General features: G+C 74.9%; 19 protein-coding genes. 12 read left to right on the plus strand and 7 right to left on the minus strand.

Annotated features, from left to right (window positions below; translation table 11 throughout):
* Positions 1-141 precede the first annotated feature (141 nt).
* Entirely contained in the window at positions 142-648 is a 507-nt protein-coding gene (locus tag DLJ47_RS23875) for an inorganic diphosphatase (protein ID WP_088996432.1), read from the plus strand.
* Between the two features lie 34 nt (positions 649-682).
* Here DLJ47_RS23875 and eccD read toward each other — a convergent pair whose 3' ends face one another.
* The gene (gene eccD / locus DLJ47_RS23880; protein ID WP_109902946.1) at positions 683-2083 is read right to left on the minus strand and encodes a type VII secretion integral membrane protein EccD; all 1401 of its coding nucleotides are present in this window, start codon (positions 2081-2083) and stop codon (positions 683-685) included.
* Positions 2084-2184: 101 nt separating this feature from the next.
* Between eccD and eccCa the strand changes: the two genes are divergently transcribed.
* The 3 genes from eccCa (at position 2185) to DLJ47_RS23895 (ending at position 8358) form a co-directional block, all read left to right on the plus strand.
* On the plus strand, positions 2185-6123 hold the full coding sequence (eccCa, locus tag DLJ47_RS23885) for a type VII secretion protein EccCa (protein ID WP_109902948.1): 3939 nt from the start codon (positions 2185-2187) through the stop codon (positions 6121-6123).
* A gap of 86 nt (positions 6124-6209) precedes the next feature.
* Positions 6210-7541: a type VII secretion-associated serine protease mycosin gene (gene mycP, locus DLJ47_RS23890; RefSeq protein WP_199235985.1), complete on the plus strand. Its 1332-nt coding sequence runs from the start codon at positions 6210-6212 to the stop codon at positions 7539-7541.
* A 73-nt stretch (positions 7542-7614) separates the two neighbouring features.
* On the plus strand, positions 7615-8358 hold the full coding sequence (locus tag DLJ47_RS23895; protein ID WP_109902950.1) for a phosphatase PAP2 family protein: 744 nt from the start codon (positions 7615-7617) through the stop codon (positions 8356-8358).
* A 6-nt stretch (positions 8359-8364) separates the two neighbouring features.
* On the opposite strand, the gene DLJ47_RS23900 is transcribed toward DLJ47_RS23895, so the two are convergent.
* The 6 genes from DLJ47_RS23900 to DLJ47_RS23925 form a co-directional block, all read right to left on the minus strand.
* Positions 8365-9543: a MarP family serine protease gene (locus DLJ47_RS23900; protein ID WP_109902952.1), complete on the minus strand. Its 1179-nt coding sequence runs from the start codon at positions 9541-9543 to the stop codon at positions 8365-8367.
* Positions 9544-9606: 63 nt separating this feature from the next.
* Positions 9607-10299, minus strand: coding sequence for an NUDIX hydrolase (locus DLJ47_RS23905; protein ID WP_109902954.1), 693 nt, complete (start codon positions 10297-10299; stop codon positions 9607-9609).
* Positions 10296-10916 (minus strand): TlpA family protein disulfide reductase, encoded by a 621-nt coding sequence (locus DLJ47_RS23910; protein ID WP_109902956.1) that lies wholly within the window; start codon positions 10914-10916, stop codon positions 10296-10298. Before DLJ47_RS23910 ends, DLJ47_RS23905 begins: the two co-directional genes overlap by 4 nt.
* A 111-nt stretch (positions 10917-11027) precedes the next feature.
* Positions 11028-11816: an endonuclease III gene (nth, locus tag DLJ47_RS23915; RefSeq protein ID WP_199235986.1), complete on the minus strand. Its 789-nt coding sequence runs from the start codon at positions 11814-11816 to the stop codon at positions 11028-11030.
* 61 nt (positions 11817-11877) lie between these two features.
* Complete coding sequence (locus DLJ47_RS23920; RefSeq protein WP_109902960.1) at positions 11878-13035, minus strand: CapA family protein; 1158 nt, start codon at positions 13033-13035, stop codon at positions 11878-11880.
* Between the two features lie 56 nt (positions 13036-13091).
* Positions 13092-13754 (minus strand): adenosylcobinamide amidohydrolase, encoded by a 663-nt coding sequence (locus DLJ47_RS23925; RefSeq protein WP_109902962.1) that lies wholly within the window; start codon positions 13752-13754, stop codon positions 13092-13094.
* Positions 13755-13972: 218 nt separating this feature from the next.
* Between DLJ47_RS23925 and DLJ47_RS23930 the strand changes: the two genes are divergently transcribed.
* The 8 genes from DLJ47_RS23930 to DLJ47_RS23965 form a co-directional block, all read left to right on the plus strand.
* Positions 13973-14650, plus strand: coding sequence for a Crp/Fnr family transcriptional regulator (locus DLJ47_RS23930; protein WP_007466162.1), 678 nt, complete (start codon positions 13973-13975; stop codon positions 14648-14650).
* A gap of 137 nt (positions 14651-14787) precedes the next feature.
* Positions 14788-15531: a metallophosphoesterase family protein gene (locus DLJ47_RS23935; RefSeq protein ID WP_109902964.1), complete on the plus strand. Its 744-nt coding sequence runs from the start codon at positions 14788-14790 to the stop codon at positions 15529-15531.
* An 82-nt stretch (positions 15532-15613) separates the two neighbouring features.
* Positions 15614-16225 (plus strand): TetR/AcrR family transcriptional regulator, encoded by a 612-nt coding sequence (locus tag DLJ47_RS23940; protein ID WP_109902966.1) that lies wholly within the window; start codon positions 15614-15616, stop codon positions 16223-16225.
* Positions 16226-16240: 15 nt separating this feature from the next.
* On the plus strand, positions 16241-17041 hold the full coding sequence (locus DLJ47_RS23945) for a TIGR03084 family metal-binding protein (protein ID WP_109902968.1): 801 nt from the start codon (positions 16241-16243) through the stop codon (positions 17039-17041).
* Positions 17038-18744, plus strand: coding sequence for an acyclic terpene utilization AtuA family protein (locus tag DLJ47_RS23950; RefSeq protein ID WP_109902970.1), 1707 nt, complete (start codon positions 17038-17040; stop codon positions 18742-18744). The genes DLJ47_RS23945 and DLJ47_RS23950 overlap by 4 nt, the downstream gene beginning before the upstream one ends.
* Positions 18741-19937: an acyl-CoA dehydrogenase family protein gene (locus tag DLJ47_RS23955; RefSeq protein ID WP_109902972.1), complete on the plus strand. Its 1197-nt coding sequence runs from the start codon at positions 18741-18743 to the stop codon at positions 19935-19937. The genes DLJ47_RS23950 and DLJ47_RS23955 overlap by 4 nt, the downstream gene beginning before the upstream one ends.
* Positions 19934-21535, plus strand: a complete 1602-nt coding sequence (locus DLJ47_RS23960) for an acyl-CoA carboxylase subunit beta (RefSeq protein WP_109902974.1) — start codon at positions 19934-19936, stop codon at positions 21533-21535. The genes DLJ47_RS23955 and DLJ47_RS23960 overlap by 4 nt, the downstream gene beginning before the upstream one ends.
* Before the next feature lie 10 nt (positions 21536-21545).
* On the plus strand, positions 21546-23240 hold a 1695-nt coding region (locus DLJ47_RS23965), incomplete at its 3' end, for an acetyl-CoA carboxylase biotin carboxylase subunit (RefSeq protein WP_109902976.1).

The raw sequence follows: 23240 nt of genomic DNA on the forward strand, positions 1-23240 counted from the left end.
CCCCCCACGAAATTCGGTCTGGGTGACACTACTTCGGTCCGAACACTATGCGGTGGCCGGACCGGTGGGTGGGCATTCACCCGCACCGGTCGGCGCCGGTGGTTTCCGTTAGCCAGCGTGGGCAAACGAGGGAGCGTGCAGATGGATTTCGACGTGACGGTTGAGATCCCGAAGGGTCACCGCAACAAGTACGAGGTCGACCACGCGACCGGCCGGATCCGGCTGGACCGCACCCTCTTCACGTCCACCCAGTACCCGGCGGACTACGGCTTCATCGAGGGCACCCTCGGCGAGGACGGCGACCCGCTGGACGCGCTGGTGCTGGTCCCCGAGCCGACCTTTCCCGGCTGCCTGATCCGCTGCCGCACCATCGGCATGTTCCGGATGACGGACGAGAAGGGCGGCGACGACAAGGTCCTCTGCGTCCCCTACGAGGACCCGCGCCAGGAGCACCTGCGCGACATCCACCACCTCGGCGAGTTCGACCGGCTGGAGATCCAGCACTTCTTCGAGGTGTACAAGGACCTCGAACCGGGCAAGTCGGTCGAAGGCGCCACCTGGGTCGGGCGGACCGAGGCCGAGGCCGAGATCCGGGCGTCGTACCAGCGCGCCAAGGAGGCCGCGGAGCGCGGCGAAGCCGGGCACTGACCCACCACGACGTCGTACCGGGCCCGGGAGCCGCTCAGCCGAGCAGCCCCCGGGCCCGTTCGTACAGGTCGAGCACCGCGCAGGCGACCGGGACCACGGAGACCACCAGCGCGGTGTCGGTCAGGTCGGCGAGCCGGCTGAGGTACGGCGAGACCGGCCGGCGGGCGTACGTGCTGCCCGCCGCCACGGCGAGCAGGGCCAGCGCCAGGCCACCGGCGACCAGCACCAGCCGCCCCGCCGGACCGGACCGCGCGGCGAGCACGGCGCCCAGCACGGCGTACCCGGCGAGGCCGGCGACCACCGTCGGCACCCGGTGCCGCAGCGCCACGAAGAGCCGGGAGCGCAGCAGCAGCACCGCACCGGCGACCGCCACCAGCACCCGACCGGCGGTCCCGCCGGCCACCCCGAGCACCAGCGCGGCGGCCGCCGCCAGCACCGCGTGCCCGAGCAGCATGCCGGTCAGCATCTCCTCGGTGCGGGCCACCGCCGCGTAGACGCGGCCCCGGTCGGGCAGGTCCCGGGCCCGGTCGGCGTCACCGGGCGCGGCGGTGGGCAGGGTGATCGGCGGCAGCGGCACCTTGCCCAGCCGGATCGCCAGCAGCGGCACCGCCCCGACGGCGAAGACCAGGACGCAGAGCAGCACGGCGGCGGTGCCGGCCGGGTCGAGCAGCAGCCCGCCGAGCGCGGCCAGCGCCCCGCCCGCCACCGCCACGGCGCCGGCCACGAAGACCCGCAGCCGGGTGGCGATGCCGACCAGCCCGAGCACCGACCCCAGCAGCAGCGCCACCGAGCCGGCCAGCAGTTCCGGCGCGCCCAGCCAACGCACCGGGGCGAGCGGGCCGACCGGGTCGCCGGAGCTGACCGCCAGGGCGCCCGCCGCCGCCGCGTACGGCAGCGCGTAGCCGCCCAGGGTGGCGCCGACCGGGCCGTCCCCGTGTGCCCGGGACGCCACGGTGCCGGCCAGGGTGAGCAGCAGCGCCACCACGGCCGCCGCAGGCCAGCCGGCCCCGCCCGCCGGGCCACCGGCGAGCACGGCGAGCAGCCCCACCGCCAGCGGCACCGCCGCCCCGGCCAGCACGGCGGCCCGGGTGGCACCGGGTGACCAGGCGTCGCCCCGCCGCCGGGCGCCGTCCGCGATCGCCTCCACGACGTCGTCGTACTCCAGCTCGGGCCACTCGGCCCGGGCCGGCACCAGGTGCAGCACCTCGCCGTCCCGGACGCCCTGCGGCAGCAGCGCCTGCGCGGTCGCCAGCACCGCCCCGTCGGTACGCCGCAGCACCCAGCCGCCGTGCCGTTCACCGTCGTCGGCCAGCCCTTCGCCGGCGTGCCGCAGCACCTCCGGCAGCAGTTCGGCCAGGGGAACCTGCTCGGGCAGCGCGACGTCCACCCGCCGCTGCGGGGCGCTGATGGTGACCCGGGCGAGCCCGATCGTCATCGACTGATCTCCATATCGAGCGGGGTTGGTGGCTGCGCGGACGACAGGACTTTACCTACCATGAGCCAGGCTCGGGTCACCGTGCGCAGTCAGGAGGGTCGGTGTCCACTGTCGTCATCAAGCGGCCACCCCGCCGTCCGGCGCCGGAGATCCCGGTCGGCGAGCTGCCGGTGGAGGCGCCGCCGGAGATCCCCCCGGTCGCCGGCGGGCGCTGGCAGCAACTGCTGATGGTGCTGCCGATGCTCGGCGGCACGGTGGCCATGGCGATGATGTTCGGCCGCGGCGGCGGGGCCTACTCGTACGTGGTGGGCGGCATGTTCGGCCTCTCCTCGCTGGCCATGCTGGTGACCTCCTGGGGCAGCGCCGCCGGCACCCCGAAGAAGTCGGAGATGATGGCCGCCCGCCGGGAGTACCTGCGGCACCTCACCGCGCTGCGGCGCCGGGTCCGGCAGACCGCCGGCCGGCAGCGCGCCGGGCTCTACTACCGGCACCCGGACCCGGGCCGGCTCTGGTCGACGGTGGATAGCCACCGGGTCTGGGAACGCCGTCCCGCCGACCCGGACTTCGCGGTGGTCCGGGTCGGGGTCGGGCCGCAGACCCTGGCCACCCCGCTGGTGCCGCCGGTCACCCGGCCGCTGGAGGAGCTGGAGCCGATGACCGCGGGCGCGCTGCGCCGGTTCCTGGACGCGTACTCGGTGGTGCCCGACCTGCCGGTGGCGCTGTCGCTGCGCAGCTTCGCCCGGGTGTACGTCAAGGCCACCCCGGCCACCGACGGCCGGGCGTTGGCCCGCGCGATGCTCACCCAGCTGGCCGTCTTCCACGCCCCCGACGAGCTGCTCGTCGCGGTCTGTGCCGGGCCGGAACGGCGGGCCGCCTGGGAGTGGGTCAAGTGGCTGCCGCACACCCACCATCCCGCCCGCACCGACGCGCTCGGCCCGGTGCGGCTGGTCACCAGCGCCGCCGCCGAACTGGAGCGGCTGCTCGACGACGTGCTGGCCAGCCGGTCCCGGTTCAGCCCGGCCGGGCCGGCCACCGACGGCCCGCACGTGGTGGTGGTGCTCGACGGCGGCGACCTCACCGGGGCCACCGAGCTGACCGGCGACGGCGGCATCGACGCGGTGACCGTCATCGACCTGGACACCGCGCCGCCCCGCCTGCTGGACCGGTTCGCGCTGCTGCTCGAACTGCGCGACGGCCGGCTGCACTCGCACTCGGCGGACGGGCACGTCGAGGTGGGCACCGCCGACCGGTTGGCGCCGGCCGACGCCGAGGCGGTCGCCCGCCGGCTGGCCCCGCTGCGGCTGGCCGGCGCCCCACGCGGCGGCCCGGACGCCCCGGCCGGCGCCGAGCCCGGGCTGCCCGAACTGCTCGGGCTCGGCGACCCGGAGAGCTTCACCGCCGAGCAGGGCTGGGCGCCCCGCTCGCCGCGCGAGCGGCTGCGGGTGCCGATCGGGGTGGGCACCGACGGCGGCGCAATCGAGCTCGACCTCAAGGAGTCCGCCCAGGACGGGATGGGCCCGCACGGCCTGCTGATCGGGGCCACCGGCTCCGGCAAGTCCGAGCTGCTGCGCACCCTGGTGCTCGGGCTGGCCGCCACGCACAGCTCGGAGCAGCTCAACTTCGTCCTGGTCGACTTCAAGGGCGGGGCGACCTTCGCCTCGTTCGACCGGCTGCCGCACACCGCCGCGGTGATCACCAACCTGGCCGACGCGCTGCCGCTGGTCGACCGGATGGTCGACGCGATCAACGGCGAGCTGGTCCGCCGCCAGGAGCTGCTCCGCCGGGCCGGCAACTTCGCCAGCCTGCGCGACTACGAGCGGGCGCGGGCCGCCGGCACCCCGCTCGCCCCGCTGCCCTCGCTGCTGCTGATCTGTGACGAGTTCTCCGAGCTGCTCTCGGCCAAGCCCGACTTCATCGACCTGTTCGTCCAGATCGGCCGGCTGGGCCGGTCGCTCGGCGTGCACCTGCTGCTGGCGAGCCAACGGTTGGAGGAGGGGCGACTACGCGGGCTCGACACCCACCTGTCGTACCGGATCGGGCTGCGGACCTTCTCCGCGCTGGAGTCCCGGACGGTGCTCGGGGTGCCGGACGCGCACGAGCTGCCCCGCTCGCCCGGTCACGGCTACCTGCGCTTCGGCACCGAACCGCTGGTCCGGTTCAAGGCCGCGTACGTCTCCGGGGCGGTGCGCAGAGCCGTCGCCGCCGGCGCCGGCGGCCCCGGCACCCCCCGCCTGCTGACGTTCTCCACCCACTACCTGCCGGCCCCCGAGCCGCCCCGGCCGGCGGCCCAGGCGGAGGTCGAGCAGGACGGCCCGGAGAGCCTGCTCGACCTGCTGGTCGGCCGGCTGGCCGGGCAGGGGCCACCGGCGCACCAGGTCTGGCTCCCGCCGCTGGGCCGCCCGCCGGCGCTGGACGAGCTGCTCGGCCCGGCCGCCGTCGACCCGGTGCGCGGGCTCACCGTCGGCAACCCGGAGCTGCACGGGGCGCTCCAGGTGCCGGTCGCCGTGGTGGACAAGCCGTTCGAGCAGCGACGCGACCTGCTCTGGCTGGCGCTGGACGGGGCCGCCGGGCACGTGGCGGTGGTCGGTGCACCGCAGAGCGGCAAGTCGACAGCGCTGCGCACGCTGATCTGCGCGCTGGCGCTCACCCACACCCCGGCCGAGGTGCAGGTCTACGGCCTCGACTTCGGCGGCGGCGGGCTGGGCACGCTCCGCGACCTGCCGCACGTCGGCGGCGTCGCCGGGCGCGCCGACCCGACGGCCGTCCGGCGTACGGTCGGCGAGATCGCCACCCTGCTGGTGGAACGGGAACGCCGCTTCGCGGAGCTGGGCGTGGACTCGATGGCCGCCTGGCGGCAGCGCCGGGCCACGGCGGCCGGCACCGGCCAGCCGATCGGCGACCCGTTCGGTGACGTCTTCCTGGTGGTCGACGGCTGGGCCACCCTGCGCGGCGAGTACGACGACCTGGAGCCGCTGATCACCGACCTGGCCACCCGCGGGCTGTCGTACGGGGTGCACGTGGTGGCGACCGCGCTGCGCTGGCTGGACTTCCGGCCGGCGATCCGGGACCTCTTCGGTTCCCGGCTGGAGTTGCGCCTCGGCGACCCGGCCGACTCGCTGGTGGCCCGGCGGGCCGCGGCGAACGTGCCGGAGCAGAGCGCCGGCCGGGGCGTCACCGCGGAGAGCCTGCACTTCCTCACCGCGCTGCCGCAGCTCACCACCGGTACGGACACCGCCGACCTGGTCAAGCGGCTGGCCGCCGGCTGGCCCGGGCCGGCCGCGCCGCCGGTGCGGCTGCTCCCGCCGGTGCTCCCGTACGCCGAACTGGACCTGGCCGCGACGACCGGGCTGCGCTTCCCGGTCGGGGTGGCCGAGGCGGACCTGCGCCCGGTGGTGCTGGACTTCGCCACCGAGCCGCACTTCGTGGTCTTCGGCGACGCCGAGTGCGGCAAGTCGTCGTTCCTGCGCGCGCTGGCCACCTCGATCGTCACCCGGTTCACCCCGGAGCAGGCCCGGGTGATCCTGGTCGACTACCGGCGCAGCCTGCTCGGCGCGATCGAGACACCGCACCTGATCGGCTACGGCACCGCCGCCGCGCACACCGCCGACCTGGTCGAGTCGGCCGCCGGCTACCTGCAGGCCCGGCTCCCCGGTCCGGAGATCACCCCGGCCCAGTTGCGGGAGCGGTCGTGGTGGTCCGGTCCGGAGCTGTTCGTGCTGGTGGACGACTACGACCTGGTGGCCAGCGGGCCGGCCAACCCGCTGCGGGCGCTGGAGGAGCATCTGCCGCACGCCCGGGACGTCGGGCTGCACCTGGTGCTCGCCCGCCGCTCCGGCGGCGCCGGCCGGGCGCAGTACGAGCCGATCGCGCAGCGGTTGCGGGAACTCTCCACGGCCGGGCTGGTGATGGCCGGCAGCCCGGAGGAGGGTGCGCTGGTCGGTTCGGTCCGTCCCGGGCCGTTGCCACCCGGGCGCGGCCGGCTGGTGACCCGACGTGAGGGCGTACGCCTGGTGCAGCTGGCCCACCTGCCGCCACCGTGACAGGTGTTGACGGATGGCTCCGGAAGAGGGGGTGGAACCGGTAATCTCCGATCGTCGTCTTTCCGAACCGAGGAACGGCTGAGAATGTGACAAGGGTGCGGCAGAGCTGTCCGCCGACGGCGCGACGGGTCGCCGGTCGGGCGCTGCTCGCTGTGGCGGCGGTGGCCGTGCCGCTCGCCGGCCCGGTGCCGCCCGCCGACGCCGCGGCCGCCCGGCCGGTCGCGCTCGCCTCGGCGGCGGTCCCCCTGGCCGCGCCGGTTCCGGACAGCCAGACCCGCCCCGACCAGGTGCGCGACGAGCAGTGGCAGCTCGACGAGCTGGGGGCGAAGACCGCCTGGCGCAGCTCGACCGGGCGCGGGGTGGTCGTCGCGGTCGTCGACTCCGGTGTGGACGCCAGCCACCCCGACCTGGCCGGCCAGGTGCTGCCCGGTCACGACCTGGTCGCCCCGCTCGGCGGCGACCCGGATCCGGTCGGCCACGGCACCACGGTGGCCGGGCTGATCGCCGGGCGCAACGACGACAACCGGGGCGTGGTCGGCCTCGCCCCGGATGCCAAGATCCTTCCGGTCCGGGTGCTGGACGACGAGAACCGCTACGACGACGCGCTGATCGTCGCCAAGGGCGTGCGTTGGGCCGTCGACAACGGCGCCCGGGTCATCAACCTCTCGCTCGGCGGCAGCGGCGACAGCCCCGCCCTGGCCGCAGCGCTCGACTACGCCTTCGCCCGGGACGTGGTGGTCGTCGCCTGCACCGGCAACCTGGCCACCTCCACCAACTCGAAGGTCTGGTACCCGGCCCGGGAGCCGGGCGTGATCGCGGTGTCCGGGCTGGAGAAGGACAGCGAGAACCTCTGGTCCGGCGCGATCACCGGGCGTGCCACCGTGCTCACCGCCCCGGCCACCGGGTTGGTGGGTGCCCGCCCCGGCGACGGGTACTGGCGGGTGCAGGGCACCAGCTTCGCCGCACCCCTGGTGGCCGCCACCGCCGCGCTGGTCCGGGCCCGCTATCCGGAGATGTCCGCCGGCGACGTGGTCAACCGGCTGCTGTCCACCGCCCGCGACATCGGCCCCACCGGCCGGGACGACCGTTTCGGGTACGGCCTGGTCGACCCGGTCGCCGCGCTGGACGCCGAGGTGAGCCCGGTGGGCCGCAACCCGCTGGACGACCAGGCCTCGCCCGGCGTGGTCGGGTTCGGCCCGGCACCCGGTTCGGCGGAGGCCGAGGCGGCCGGCGCCGGCGCGGACCCGCTCGGCGGCTTGACAGCACCGCGCCAGCAGAGCCAGTGGACGGCCCGGCCCGCCGGCTCCGAGCACGACTCCACCCCCGAGCGGCTCTGGACCGGCGCCGTGCTCTTCGTCGCCCTGCTCACCGGCGCGGCGCTGATGGTGCGCCGGTTCCGGCGGTGGGGCAGCCGCTGACCTACCCGCTCCGCCCGCACCCGTCCGTGAACGGAACGCCTGAGCCCGCTCCGGGCTGGGTAGAACGGATGCCATGACCTCACCCGGCCAGCGCACCCTCCCGACGCCGACGCGGCCGTCGTGGCGGCACCGTCGGCTACACCCGGAAGACTCGCGCGGCCTCCGGCTGACCCTCGCCGTCGCCGCGGCGTTCCTGGTGCTGGTGCCGTTCGCCCTGCTCGCGCTCCTGGTGCTGGCCGGCTGGCCGCCGCTGCGCGAGGTGGACACCACGGTGGCCGGCGCGCTGCACGGCTTCGCCGTCGACCATCCGGCCTGGGTCCGCCTGATGAACCTGTGGACCAATGTGTTCGCGCCGATGCCGCTGCGGGTCGGCGCGCTGGTGCTGGTGATCTGGCTGGTCCGGCGCGGCGCCCGGCAACTCGCGGTCTGGGTGGCCGTCACCATGCTGGTGGGCGGGCTGCTCGGCCCGCTGCTCAAGCTGCTCTTCGGGCGGGCCCGGCCGGACCTGCCCGAGCCGGTGGCGCAGGCCGCCGGGCTCGCCTTCCCGTCCGGTCACGCGCTGAACGCGGCGCTGGCCGCCGGGATCCTGCTGGTGGTCTTCCTGCCGTACGCGCGGGGGCGGTCCGGTCGGTGGGCGGTGTGGGTGGCCGCCGTGCTGCTGGCCGGGGTGACCGGGTTCAGCCGGGCCGCGCTCGGCGTGCACTGGAGCAGCGACGTGCTGGCCGGCTGGGTGCTCGGCACGGCCGTGGTCGCCGCGACGTCCGCCGCCTTCACCGTCTGGCACCACCAGACCCCACCCGCCGCGCCGCACCCCTGAGCCGGCTCAGGTGCACTTGCCGGTGGCCACACCCCGGGTGCGCTCCGCGCCGGCCAGCGCGACCGGGCGGGCCTCGGCGGCGGTCACCGCGAAGCCGGTGTTCGGGTCGTCGGCGGCCGCCGCGAAGATCACCCCGAGCACCAGCCCGTTGGCGGAGACCAGCGGCCCGCCGGAGTTGCCGCTGCGGACCAGCGCCCGGATGGTGTAGATCTCCCGGGTCACGTCGCCGGCGGAGTAGATGTCCGGCCCGGTGATCCGGTCGACGTCGCGTACCCGGGCCGACTGGGCGTTGTACGGCCCGTCGAGCGGGAAGCCGAGCACGATGGCGTCCGCGCCGCTGCCCGCGTTGCCGGCGGCGAACCGCATCGACGGGCCGGGCAGCTCCGGCACGTGGAGCACGGCCAGGTCCCGGTCCGGGTCGTAGACGACCACCTCACCGTCGTACCGGTCGCCGTTCAGCTCCACCGCCACCGAACGGGTGCCCGCCACCACGTGCGCGTTGGTCATCACCCGGTCGTCGGCGTAGACGAACCCGGAGCCCTCGATCCGGCGCGAGCAGCTCGGCGCGGAGCCGAGCACCTTGACCACCGAGCGCTGGCCGTTGACCACCACCTGGGAGCCGGCGAGCGCCGGATCGGGCGGCGAGACCTGCCGGGCCTGGGTACGCCCCAGCCCCTCGAAAACCTCCGGGAAGCCGTTGGTGTCCACCGTGTCGCGCAGCGCGGTGGAGAACTGCTGCGCCCGGTCCGGCAGCACCCGGTCGACCACGGTGAGCAGCGCGCTGTTCTTCACCGACGCGGCCAGCCAGGGCAGCGAGGACGACCCGAGCGGCACCGCGACCAGCCAGGCGACCAGCAGCACCGCGAAGATCGAGACGAACGCGCCGCCGATGTCGTCGACCTGCTTGCCCACGTCGCTGGTGATCGTCTTGCGCAGGTGGGAGCCGAGCCAGCCGGCGAGCGCCTGACCGATGACGGCCAGCCCGAAGACCGCCACCAGGGCGATCAACACCCGGGTGCCACTGTCCACGAACTGCTCGGCCAGCAGCGGCCCGATCTGGAGGCCGACCAGGGCGCCCAGGAAGAAGCCGGAGAACGACAGCAGGCCGATGACGAACCCCTGGCGGTATCCGCTGATCGCGAACACGAGCATGAGCAGCAGCAGTACGAGATCCACGGCGGACACGGGTCAAGCGTACGGGCAGAGCGCTCGCGGGATGACCATCGCTTGCGGAAGGTGACCGCCGGGTCAGCGCACGGCGCTCTCGTCCACCTCGTCGGTACCGGCCGAGGGCGCCGGGGTGGCGGCGGTCGGCGGCAGGTCGACCACCCTGCCGCGCGGCCACGGTCGCGTCCAGCCGCCCATCGTCAGCAGGGCGTCCAGCACCCCAGCGGTGAAGCCCCAGACCAGCATGCCGCGGGCGGAGAACGCCGGCCCGATCCAACCGCTCGGGTGCCGCACCCGCATCCGGTTCTCCGGGTCGACCAGCTCGGCGACCGGCAGCCGGGCCACGTGCGCCACCTCGGCCGGTTCCCGGGGATGCACCGGGTGCGGCGCGTGCCACCAGGCGAGCACCGGGGTCACCACGAAATCGCTGACCGGGATCCAGAGCCGGGGCAGTTCGGCCAGCACGGTGACGCTGGCCGGGTCGAGGCCGACCTCCTCGTTCGCCTCGCGCAGCGCGGTGGCTGCGGCGTCGGCGTCGTCCGGATCGGCCGCGCCGCCCGGGAAGGCCGGCTGACCGGCGTGATTGCGCAGGGTGGCGGCCCGCTGCAGGATCAGCACGTCCGGGCCGGCGCCGGGCTCCTCGCCGAGCAGCACCAGCACCGCGCTCTCCCGGCCGCCGTGGCTCGGGGTGGCCAGCCGGGTGAAGTCCTCGGTGCGGGCGGTGCCGAGCCGGTGCAGCAGGGGCTCGATCCAGGCCGGTGGCTGTCGGGTCACGCGGACACCGCCAGGCCCAGGTGCTGCCGGACCAGCGCGGCGAGGCGGGCGTCGTCCAGCGCGCCGGACGCGTCCACGTGCCGCACCCGGCCCTGCCCGTCGACGAAGAGGGTGAGCGGGATGGCGTTGCGGCCGAGCGCCCGTTGCAGCGCCTCACCCTGGTCGACCAGGACGGGGAAGCGTACGCCGAAGTCCTCCCCGATGGACTGCGCGCCGGCGCGGCTGTCGCGGCTGTTCACCCCGAGCACCCGGAGCTGGCCGCCGGCCCGCTCGCTGAGCCGCTGGAAGGCCGGCAGCTCGGTGCGGCAGGGCGCGCACCAGGAGGCCCAGACGTTGACCACGGCCGGGCCGCGGACGTCCCGGAGGGCGACGGGCGCACCGCCGGTGAAGCAGTTCAAGGTCAGCTCGGGCAGCGGGTCGCCCCCGCCGGCCGGCGACGGGGTCGGCGCGCCGGTGGTGCCCGGGGCGGTGGTCAGCGCGGCGCAGTCCTGGAACGGCGACGGCCGGCTGGCGGCCGCCCCCTGCCGGGTCGGCGCCTCCTCCTGCCCGGTGGTGCCGGTGCAGCCCGCGACCGCCAGCAGCAGCGGGACGAGCAGGACAGCGAACCCCCGCTTCATCGGCACACCGTCGTCGGCGACCGGTGGGCTGGCACGGCCGGCTTCCGCGCGCTCACGGTGCGACCTCAGTTCGCGACTGCGGGGCTCGCAAACCCGGCGCACTCCTCGCGCTCACGGTGCCTCCGCGACGACCGCCTGCGCCGGCACCAGCTCCGGGTCGACCCCGGCGGCCGCCGCGAGGTCGCGCGCCCGGGGGCCCTTGAGCAGCTTGGCGGCGGCGGCCGGCTCGGTCGGGCCGGTGCCGTAGGAGGGACAGAGCTTGGCCAGGGTGCAGGCACCGCAGGCCGGCTTGCGGGCGTGGCACACCCGCCGGCCGTGGAAGATCACCCGATGCGAGAACATCGTCCAGTCGCGCCGCTCGATGAGCGCCCCGATGGCGTGCTCCACCTTGACCGGGTCGGTCTCGCCGGTCAGCCGCCAGCGCCCGACCAGCCGGTGGAAGTGCGTGTCGACGGTGATGCCGGGCACGTCGAAGGCGTTGCCGAGGATGACGTTGGCGGTCTTGCGACCGATCCCGGGCAGCGTCACCAGGTCGACCAGCTTGCCGGGGACCCGGCCGTCGTAGCGCTCGACCAGCGCCTGGCCGAGCTTGATCAGCGAGTCGGTCTTGTTCCGGTAGAAGCCGGTGGGGCGGATCAGCTCCTCCAGCTCGGCCCGCTGGGCGCCGGCGTAGTCGGCGGCGGTCGGGTAGCGGGCGAAGAGCTTCGGGGTGACCTCGTTGACCTTCTTGTCGGTGCACTGGGCGGAGAGGATCGTCGCCACGGCCAGCTCCAGCGGGTTGGAGTGGTCGAGCTCACAGTGCGCGTCGGGGTGAGTCTCGGTCAACACCCGGCCGATCTTCCGGGCGCGACGTTTGCGGCCGAGGTCGGTCTCGGTGGCACCGGGAATGCTGGTGGTCACGCCGGCCAGCCTACGTCGCCGGTCCGACGAACCGGCGGGCCCCACGCGCCGGGCCGGCGGGTCAGCCCTGCGCCGGCGGGCTGATCCGGCCGGAGTCGTCGAACCGGGCGCCGGTCTTCGGGAAGTCGCTGCGGGTCAGCTGCCGCACCAGGCCGAGGCCCCGGTCGTCGCGGTCCATGGTCGGCTTGCCGGCGGAGTTCATGTACGTCGAGACGAACGAGCCGCCGGCCCAGCTGCCGTCCGGCTTCAGCGACACCTTGAGTACGCCGCCCCAGCCCAGCCGGCCGGCGTTGCTCAGCGAGTTGCCGCCACCGGCGAAGTTGCCGAGGCTGTACGCGATCAGCCGGCCCTTGTAGAACTCCATGCCGCGCAGCACGTGCGGGCCGTGCCCGACGATCAGGTCGGCGCCCGCGTCGATCATCGCCTTGGAGAACTTGACCGGATCGCCCCGGTTCTCGCCGAGGAACATCTCGGTGCCGGGCCGCACCCGGGTCTTGTCCGACCCCTCGCCGCCCATGTGCACCTGCACCACCACCAGGTCGGCCAGCCCGGCGGCCTTGGTGATCACCTGCTTCGCCTCGGCGATGTCGACCAGGCTGTTGGACCAGACGTACGACGAGAAGCCGGCGACGGCGACCTTGACCCCCGCCACCTCGACCACGGTGATCTGGTCGGGCGCGCCGGTGTGCGCGAGATCGTACTTCTCCAGCGCCTTCTGGGTGTTCTCGTAGCCCTTCGGGCCGTAGTCGTAGCCGTGGTTGTTGGCCTGGTTGAGCAGGTCGAAGCCGGCGTCGCGCAGGTGCGCGGCATACTCCGGCGGGGCCCGGAACTGGAAGCAGCGGGTGGAGTTCGCGCCGCACTTGCCGGTGCCGGTGTCGACGGTGAGCGGCTCCTCCAGGTTGCCCATCACCAGGTCGGCCTCGAGCGCCTTCTCGACCGAGTCGAAGAAGCCCTTGCCGCCGTTCGCGGGCAGCCGGTTCGGCGCGTTGCCCATGATGATGTCGCCGGTGGCGGAGAGCGAAATGGACTTCTCGGCCGGCGTCGCGGAGGCGGAGCCGACCGGGGCGCCGGTGCCGCCACCGCCCGCGCCGGGCTGCCAGACCGGCCCGTCCACCGGCCCGTCGCCGCAGCCGGCCGCGAGCAGCACGGCGAGCAGCACGACGAGCGCCAGCGCCGGGCGGCGGCGCGGACGGGGGGCGGTGGGGGCGGCAGCGTACATCGCCCGCGACCCTACCGGGCGGCAATCGGACCGACGAGGGCCGATCGGCCAGGAATTCAGCCCGCCAGCCGGTCCGACCAGGGGACCACGGTGCCCGCTCCGCCGGCCAGCACGGCGGCGTGCACGGCCCGGGCCAGCGGGGCTCCCCAGACCGAGCGGGGGCCGCCGTACTCGGCGATCGGGCCGTCGGCCGGGCAGAGCACGGTGACCGCGTCGGTCGGGGTGCCGGTGCCCGGCATCCCGAGTTCGCCGATCGCCTGGGCCTTCGCCTCGGTGGCCGTCGCCACCGCGTTGACCAGCGCGGCGTCACCGAGCCGGGCCGGCACGTACAGGACGATGTTGACCGTGCCGACCCGCTGCCCGGGCGCCGCCGGCGCGGGCGCGGCGGCCCAGACCGGGGTCCCGAGCCCGACCGTCGCCCAGGCCCGCACGCCGGTGTCGGTCCGGGCCACCACCTCGGCCACGTCGACGCCGGTCAGCAGGCCCACCCCCGGCCCGTCCAGGCCGAGCTGGTCGGCCAGGCCGGCCAGGTGGTCGGCGGGGTCGTCCCGGTCGTACGACATCGGCACTGTCGCGTTGACCACCCACCGCCGCTCCCCGATGCCGCCGCCGAGCGGCGCGGAACTGACCGCGCGCAGCGGGCGGTCGGCTCGCCAGACCAGCAGCGGCACGTCCCGCCCGCCCTCGGAACGGGTGGTCAGCAGGGGGTCACTCAGCACGCCGTGACCCTACGACCCCGGACGCGAGCGCCCGGCCGGGGTCCGGAAATCGCGTGATCTTACTGGTCGCACGGGTCGGGTGGGTTACGCCCGGGGATCAAGATTCCAGGGGTGCACCTCTGATTCCCGCGCTGTTGTGCCTAGACTTGGCGGCGCGCGAGGGATCAGCGGACGGCGGACCCGGCCGAGCAGACGGCACGCGCAACCGGAGGTGCGCGATGGACGAGGTACTGGCCCGCAGCGGGATCTTCCAGGGGGTCGACCCGGAGGCTGCCGAGGCGCTCGCCAAGGAGATGGAGACGATCGAGGTCCGCAAGGGCGAGATCGTCTTCAACGAGGGCGAGCCCGGCGACAGTCTCTACATCCTGCTGTCTGGCAAGATCAAGGTTGGCCGCCGGGCAGCGGACGGTCGGCAGAACCTGATCGCGGTGATGGGCCCGTCGGACATGGTCGGCGAGCTGTCGCTCTTCGACCCGGGTCCGCGTACGGCGACCGCCACCGCGGTGACCGACACCCGGCTGGTGCGACTGCGCAAGCAGGCGCTGCGGCCGTGGTTGAACAACCGGCCCGAGATCGCCGAGCAGCTGCTCCGCGTGCTGGCCCGCCGGCTCCGCCGGACCAACGACTCGCTGGCCGACCTGATCTTCACCGACGTGCCCGGTCGGGTGGCGAAGAACCTGCTCCAGATGGCCGGCCGGTTCGGCACCCGCGACGGCGGCGTGCTGCGGGTGACCCACGACCTCACCCAGGAGGAGATCGCCCAGCTGGTCGGCGCCTCCCGGGAGACGGTGAACAAGGCGCTGGCCGACTTCGCCTCGCGCGGCTGGCTGCGGCTGGACGGCAAGAGCATCATCATCCTCGACCCGGAGCGCCTGGCCCGCCGCGCCCGCGTCTGACCCCGACCGGGGCCCGTCCCCGGCCGCCGTGGCTTTCCCGGCCCGGACCGCGTCGTCGGTCCGGGCCGGTCCGGCTTCCCGTCTGCCCGGCGCAGAATTCCTGGACCTGGCGGCGCCGGTCGCCGCACGCTGGACCGATGCTGAACCAGGTCGCCGTACTCTCCGACATCCACGGGGCGTTGCCCGCGCTGGAGGCCGTGCTGGCCGAGCCGGACGTCGCCACCGCCGACCTGATCGTGCTCACCGGCGACATCGCCGCCGGCCCGCAGCCGGTCGAGGTGCTCGACCTGCTCGCCGGGCTGGGCGACCGGGTCTGCTGGGTACGCGGCAACGCCGACCGGGAACTGGTCGAGGCGCGCGCCGGCCGGAAGTCCCCGATCGACGTCTCGAACTGGGCCGCCGAGCAGCTCCGGGCGGACCAGTTGGCCCGGCTGGCCGCGCTGCCGCTGACGGTGACCCTGGCGGTCGCCGGCCTCGGGCCGGTGCTCTTCTGCCACGCCACGCCCCGCGACGACGAGGAGGTCGTGCTGGTCGACACCCGGATGGCGCGCTGGACGGAGGTGTTCGCCGGCGTACCGGCCGAGGTGCGGACGGTGGTCTGCGGGCACACCCACATGCCCTTCACCCGGCTGGTCGACCGCCGCCTGGTGGTCAACCCGGGCAGCGTCGGCATGCCGTACGGCGGCCCGGGGGCGGACTGGGCGCTGCTCGGGCCCGGCGTGCAGCTCCGCCGGACCTACTTCGACGTGGACGCCGCCTGCGCCCGGGTGGCCGCCGAGTCGACCTTCCCGGACGCCGCCGAGTGGGCCGACGAGTACCTGCGCTCCCGGCACAGCGACGCCGACGCGCTGGCCGTCTTCGCCCCGCGCGACGGCCGCTGAGCCCTCGGTCGGACCGGGTCCCGGCCTGGCCGTAGAAAAAGTCAGGCTTGACTGTTTGTTTCGGGGGCGGCACGCTGTCCCCGTGCCCGCCGCATCGATCCGCGTCCCTCAACAGGAACGCAGCCGCGCCACCCGCGCCCGGCTGCTGGAGGCGACCGTCGAGTGCCTGGTCGAGCACGGCTGGGCCGGCACCACCACGACGCTGGTGGCGGCCCGGGCCGGCGTCTCCCGGGGCGCGCAGCTGCACCACTACCCCACCAAGGCGACCCTGGTCATCGCGGCCGTCGACCACCTCGCCGAGCGCCGGGCGGCCGAGCTGCGCACCGAGGCGGAGGCGCTGCCGGCCGGCCCGCAGCGGCTCGACCGGGTGATCGACCTGCTCGGCGCCGCCTTCACCGGGCCGCTCTTCGTCGCCGCCCTGGAACTCTGGGTCGCCGCCCGCACCGACCGCGAGCTCCGCGAGGCCCTGGTGCCGCTGGAGGCCCGGGTCGGCCGGGAGATGCACCGGCTCACCGTCGCCCTGCTCGGCGTCGACGAACGCCGCCCGGGCGTACGTGAGGCCGTCCAGGCCACCCTCGACCTGCTCCGCGGCCTCGGGGTGGCCAACCTGCTCAACGACGACTCGACCCGCCGCACCGCCCTGCTCGCCACCTGGAAGCGCCAGCTCGCCACCCTGCTCACGCCCACGCCCTGACCGACCGGAGGCACCATGGTCGACCTCGCAGACCTGCTCGCGGATCTGGCCACCGAGTCCGAGCAGCTGGACGCCCTGGTGAGTCCCCTGACACCGGCCGACTGGGCCCGACCGACCCCGGCGCCGGGCTGGACGGTCGGGCACCAGATCGCCCACCTCGCCTGGACCGACCACGTCGCGCTGCTCGCCGCCACCGACGCCACCGCCTTCTTCGCCTCGGTCACCGCGGCCCCCGATCCGGCACGGTTGGTCGACGACGGCGCCGAGGAGTTCCTCGCCCCGCCGGCCGATCTGCTGGCCCGCTGGCGCGCCGGCCGTACGGCGCTCGCCGAGGCCCTGGCCGCCGCCCCGCCCGGCGAGAAGCTGCCCTGGTACGGCACCCGGATGTCGCCCGCCTCGATGGCCACCGCCCGGATCATGGAGACCTGGGCGCACGGCGCGGACGTGGCCGACGCGCTCGGCGTCACCCGCCCGGCCAGCGCCCGGCTCCGGCACGTGGCGTACCTCGGGTTCCGTACCCTCGGGCACAGCTTCGCCGCCCACGGCCGGCCGGTGCCGACGGTGCCGGTACGGGTCGAGCTGGCCGCGCCCGACGGGACGACCTGGAGCTTCGGCCCGACCGACGCCGCCGACCGGGTCACCGGCCCGGCGCTGGACTTCTGCCTGCTGGTCACCCAGCGCCGGCACCGCGCCGACCTGGCCCTGACCGCCACCGGCCCGGTCGCCGACGAGTGGCTCGACGTGGCGCAGGCGTTCGCCGGCCCCCCGGGTACGGGCCGCCCACCGGCCACCACCGGCAGCGGGGTGCCGGCGTGAACGGGGTGCTGCGGGTGGGTAACGCCTCCGGCTTCTACGGCGACCGGTTCAGCGCCTGGCGGGAGATGCTCGACGGCGGCGACCTGGACGTGCTGACCGGCGACTACCTGGCCGAGCTGACCATGCTGATCCTCGGCCGGGACCGGCTCCGCGACCCCGCGCTCGGCTACGCGAAGACCTTCCTCCGCCAACTCGAGGGCTGCCTCGGCACCGCGCTGGACCGGGGCGTACGGATCGTGACCAACGCCGGTGGGCTGAACCCGGCCGGGCTGGCCGCGGCGATCGGCGCGCTCGCCGAGCGGCTCGGCCTGCCGGTTCGGGTCGGCTACGTCGAGGGCGACGCGCTGGACCGCCCGGACGCGCTCACCGCGAACGCCTACCTCGGCGCGTTCGGCATCGCCGCCTGCCTGGACGGCGGCGCGGACGTGGTGGTCACCGGCCGGGTCACCGACGCGTCGCTGGTGGTGGGCCCGGCGATCGCCCGGTTCGGCTGGGGTCGCGACGACCTCGACGCGCTGGCCGGGGCGACGGTCGCCGGCCACCTCGTGGAGTGCGGCGCCCAGGTGACCGGCGGCAACTTCAGCTTCTTCACCGAGCTGCCCGACGGCGGCCACCGCCCCGGCTTCCCGATCGCCGAACTGCACCCGGACGGTTCCTGCGTGCTCACCAAGCACCCGGGCACCGGCGGGGCGGTCACCGTGGAGACGGTCACCGCCCAGCTGCTCTACGAGGTGGGCGGGCCGGCGTACCTGGGGCCGGACGTGGTGACCCGGTTGGACACGGTCACCCTGCACGCCGACGGCCCGGACCGGGTCCGGGTCAGCGGGGTGCGCGGCACACCGCCGCCGGACACCCTGAAGGTCGGCGTCAACAACCTCGGTGGCTTCCGCAACTCGATGACCTTCGTGCTCTGCGGGCTGGACATCCCGGCGAAGGCGGCCCTGGTGCGCGGCCAACTGGAAGAGGCGGTCGGCAAGGAGGGGCTGGAGTTCACCCTGGCCCGCACCGACCACCCGGACGCCGCCGACACCGAGGCGGCGAGCGCCTTGCTGCACGTACACCTGCGCGACGGCGACAGGGCGCGGGCCGGGCGGGCGTTCTCGGCGGCCGCGGTGGAGCTGGCGCTGGCCTCCTACCCGGGCTGCACCCTCACCACACTGCCCGGCGACGCGACGCCGTACGGGGTGTTCACCGCCGACACGGTGCCGCAGGACGCGGTGGCGCACGTCGCGGTGCTCCCGTCCGGTGAGCGGGTGTCGATCCCGCCACCGACCCGGACCGACCCGCCGGCACCGGAGCCCGTGCCGGCCGACCCGCCGCCGGTCGCCGCCGGGCCCACCCGGCGCGGTCCGCTCGGCGAGCTGGTCGGCGCGCGCTCCGGCGACAAGGGGGGCGACGCCAACCTCGGCGTCTGGGCCCGCACCGACCGGGCGTACGACTGGCTGCGCGGCTGGCTCACCGTCGAGCGGCTGGCCGAGCTGCTGCCGGAGACCGCGCCGCTGGCCGTCGAGCGGTACGAGCTGCCGAACCTGCGCGCGGTGAACTTCGTGATCCGGGGCCTGCTCGGTGCGGGGGTGGCCGCGTCCACCCGGTTCGACCCGCAGGCCAAGGCGCTCGGCGAGCTGCTCCGGTCCCGGATCGTCGACCTGCCCGCCGACCTCCCGACCGGGCCGGCCGCCACCACCACCGGGGAGGACTCGTGACCATCGTCGACACTCCGGAGCGGCGGCAGCTGCGCGAGCTGACCCGGTCGTTCGTCACCCGCGAGGTGCTGCCGCACCTGGCCGACTGGGAGCGGGCCGGCGAGGTGCCCCGCTCGCTGCACGAGACCGCCGCGAAGATCGGCCTGCTCGGTATCGGCTTCCCCGAGTCGGTCGGCGGCAGCGGCGGTGACCTGCTCGACTCGATAGTGGTCACCGAGGAGATCATCCGCGCCGGCGGGTCGTCCGGGCTGGTCGCGGCGCTCTTCACGCACGGCATCGCCTTGCCGCACATGGTCGCCGCCGCTGGCGGCGGGAGCGGCGGCCTGGTCCGCGGCCGGCTCGCCGCTGGCCAACTCCGGGGTGACGACGACCTGGTCGACCGGTACGTCCGGCCGACCCTCGCTGGCACGATGATCGGCGCCCTGGCGATCACCGAGCCGGACGGAGGCTCGGACGTCGCAGCGATCCGCACCACCGCCCGCCGGGACGGCGACCACTACGTGGTGAACGGGTCGAAGACCTACATCACCAGCGGGGTCCGGGCGGACTTCGTGACCACCGCGGTCTGCACCGACTTCCCTGGCAGCGGCGAGCTCAGCCTGCTGGTGATCGACAAGGGCACGCCCGGCTTCACGGTGGGACGCCGGCTGGAGAAGCTGGGCTGGCACTGCTCGGACACGGCCGAACTCTCCTTCGTCGACGTCCGGGTGCCGGTGACCAACCGGATCGGCGAGGAGAACACCGGCTTCCTCGCGATCATGCAGCACTTCGCCGCCGAGCGGCTCTCGCTCGCCACCCAGGCGTACGCCACCGCGCAGCGCTGCGTCGAGCTGGCCACCCGCTGGTGCCGGGACCGGTCCACGTTCGGCCGTCCGCTGGCCAGCCGGCAGCTGATCCGGCACCGGCTGGCCGAGATGCACACCCGCGCCGAGGCGGCCCGGGCGTACGTGCACGAGGTCGCCACCCGGGTGGCGGCCGGCGAGCCGGTGGTGACCGAGGTGGCGATGGCCAAGAACGTCGCCGTGGCTGCCTGTGACCACGTGGTCGACCAGGCGCTGCAACTGCACGGCGGCTACGGCTACCTGCGCGACGCCGAGGTGGAGCGGCACTACCGGGACGCCCGGATCCTCGGCATCGGCGGCGGCACCACCGAGATCATGAACGAGATCATCGCGAAGGGGATGGGGCTGTGACCACACTGGACACCGCTGTCGACCCGTCCGCACCGGGATTCACCGCCAACCGCGCGGCGCTGCTGGACCGTCTCGCCGAACTGGACGCGGCGCTCGACCAGGCCCGGGCCGGGGGCGGCGAGAAGTACGTGACCCGGCACCACGCCCGGGGCAAGCTGCTGCCCCGGGAACGGATCGAGCTGCTGCTCGACCCGGACAGCCCGTTCCTGGAGCTGTCGCCGGCGGCCGCGTACGGCACCGACTTTCCGGTCGGCGCGAGCGTGGTGACCGGCATCGGCGTGGTCGAGGGCGTCGAGTGCCTGGTCATCGCCAACGACCCGACGGTACGCGGCGGCGCGGTCAACCCCTGGTCGCTGGCCAAGACCCGGCGGGCCGGCGAGATCGCGCTGGCGAACCGGCTGCCGATGGTGAACCTGGTCGAGTCGGCCGGCGCCGACCTGCCCACCCAGGCGGAGATCTTCATCCCGGGCGGGCGGGTGTTCCGCGACCTCACCCGGCTCTCCGCCGCGAAGATCCCCACGGTCAGCGTGGTCTTCGGCAACGCCACCGCGGGCGGGGCGTACGTGCCGGGGATGTCCGACCACGTGATCATGATCCGGGACCGGTCGCAGGTCTACCTGGCCGGACCGCCGCTGGTGAAGATGGCCACCGGCGAGGTCACCGACGACGAGTCGCTGGGCGGGGCGGCGATGCACGCCACCACCTCCGGCCTGGCCGACTTCCTCGCCGAGGACGAGCGGGACGGCATCCGGCTGGCCCGGCAGTGCGTACGCCGGTTGAACTGGCGCAAGCAGGGCCCGCCGCCGCGCACCCCGGTCCCGCGTCCGCCAAGGTACGACCCGGAGGAGCTGCTCGGCCTCGTCCCGGCCGACCTCAAGGTGCCGTTCGACCCGCGCGAGGTGCTGGCCCGGATCCTGGACGGCAGCGAGTTCGACGAGTTCAAGCCGGCGTACGGCAGCGCCCTGGTCACCGGCTGGGGCGAGCTGCACGGCTACCCGGTCGGCGTGCTGGCCAACGCGCGCGGGGTGCTGTTCAGCGAGGAGGCGCAGAAGGCGGCGCAGTTCATCCAGCTCGCCAACGCGGCCGACACCCCGCTGCTCTTCCTGCAGAACACCACCGGCTACATGGTCGGCACCGAGTACGAGCAGCGCGGCATCATCAAGCACGGCGCCCTCATGATCAACGCGGTGTCGAACTCGACAGTGCCGCACCTGACGGTCAACCTCGGCGCCTCGTACGGGGCCGGCAACTACGGCATGTGTGGCCGGGCGTACGAGCCGCGGTTCCTGTTCACCTGGCCGAACGCGAAGTCGGCGGTGATGGGGCCGGCGCAGTTGGCCGGCGTGCTCTCCATCGTGGCTCGGCAGGCCGCCGCCGCCCGGGGCCGGGAGTTCGACGAGGAGTCCGACGCCGCCATGCGGATGATGGTCGAGCAGCAGATCGAGTCCCAGTCCGGCGCGCTCTTCCTCTCCGGCCGGCTCTACGACGACGGGGTGATCGACCCTCGGGACACCCGTACCGTGCTCGGGCTCTGCCTCTCGGCCGTCCACAACGCACCGGTGCGGGGCACCGACGGCTTCGGCGTCTTCCGGATGTGAGGGGTAGGTCATGATCAACAGGCTGCTCGTTGCCAACCGGGGTGAGATCGCCCGCCGGATCTTCGCCACCTGCCGCACGCTCGGGATCACCACCATCGCCGTGCACTCCGACGCGGACGCCGACGCGCCCTTCGTCGCCGAGGCCGACCTGGCCGTACGCCTGCCCGGGAACACGCCGGCCGAGACGTACCTGCGGATCGACCGCATCCTCGACGCGGCCCGCCGGGCCGGCGCGGACGCCGTCCACCCCGGCTACGGCTTCCTCGCCGAGAACGCCGAGTTCGCGACGGCGGTCACCGACGCCGGGCTGACCTGGGTCGGGCCGCCGGCCAAGGCGATCGCCGCGATGGGCGACAAGATGGCGGCGAAGGCGCTGCTCGCCGAGGCCGGCGTGCCGATGCTCCCGACCTGGACCGACGCCGACCAGGTCACCGGCTTCCCGGTGCTGGTGAAGGCGTCCGCCGGGGGCGGCGGGCGCGGGATGCGGGTGGTCCGCGACGCCGGCGGGCTCGCCGAGGCCGTCGCCGGCGCGCGCCGCGAGGCGGCCTCGGCCTTCGGCGACGGCACGGTCTTCATCGAGCGGTACGTCGAACGCGGCCGGCACGTCGAGGTGCAGATCTTCGGCGACACCCACGGGGCGGTGGTCGCCCTCGGGGTCCGCGAGTGCTCGATCCAGCGCCGGCACCAGAAGATCGTCGAGGAGGCGCCGGGTGTCCTCCCCGACGAGGTGCGGCAGCGGCTGCACGAGGCGGCGGTGGCGGCCGGGCGGACGGTCGACTACGTCGGGGCGGGAACTGTCGAGTTCCTGCTCGCCCCGGACGGCGACATCCACTTCCTGGAGATGAACACCCGCCTCCAGGTGGAGCACCCGGTCACCGAGCTGACCACCGGGCTGGACCTGGTCCGGCTGCAACTGCTCGTCGCCGAGGGCGAGCCGCTGCCGGTCGCGGCGACTCCGCCGGCCGTCGGCCACGCGATCGAGGTACGCCTCTGCGCGGAGGACCCGGCCCAGGGGTACCGGCCGGCGACCGGCTCCCTGCACCGGTTCGCCCTGCCCGGCGTGGCCGTCGAGTTCGGGCCGCTGGCCGGGCCGGGCCTGCGGCTGGACTCCGGCGTGGCCGGCGGCTCGGTGGTGGGCGTCCACTACGACTCGATGCTCGCCAAGGTGATCGCCTGGGCACCCACCCGCGCCGAGGCGGCCCGTGCCCTGGCCGGCGCGCTGGCCCGGGCCGAACTGCACGGCGTGACCACCAACCGGGACCTGCTGGTCCGCGTCCTGCGCAGCCCGGAGTTCGCCGCCGTCGACCTCGACACCGGCTTCCTGGACCGGCACCCCGAGGTGTTCGCCCCGCTGCTGCCCGCCGACCAGGTTCCGGTGGCCGCGCTGGCGGCCGCCCTCGCCGGGGCCGCCGAACGCCGCGCCGCCGCGCCGGTGCTCGCCGGGCTCCCCTCCGGGTGGCGCAACGTCCCGGCCTTCCCGCAGGTCGTCCGCTACGCCCTGGGAGACGACGAGGTCGAGGTCCGCTACCGCTTCGACCGCGGCGGCGCGTTGGCCGAGTGGTCGGTGGCGGCGGCCGACGGGACGGCGGCCGGCGGGCCGGGCGACGGCGCCGATCGGCCGGCCGTGACGCTGGTCGAGGCCACTCCCGAGCGGGTCGTGCTGGACGTGGCCGGGGTGGGGCGGGCGTACCGCGTGCACCGGGTG

Origin of the sequence: Micromonospora sp. S4605, from assembly GCF_003176715.1 — a bacterium.
Taxonomy (GTDB): Bacteria; Actinomycetota; Actinomycetes; order Mycobacteriales; family Micromonosporaceae; genus Micromonospora; species Micromonospora echinaurantiaca.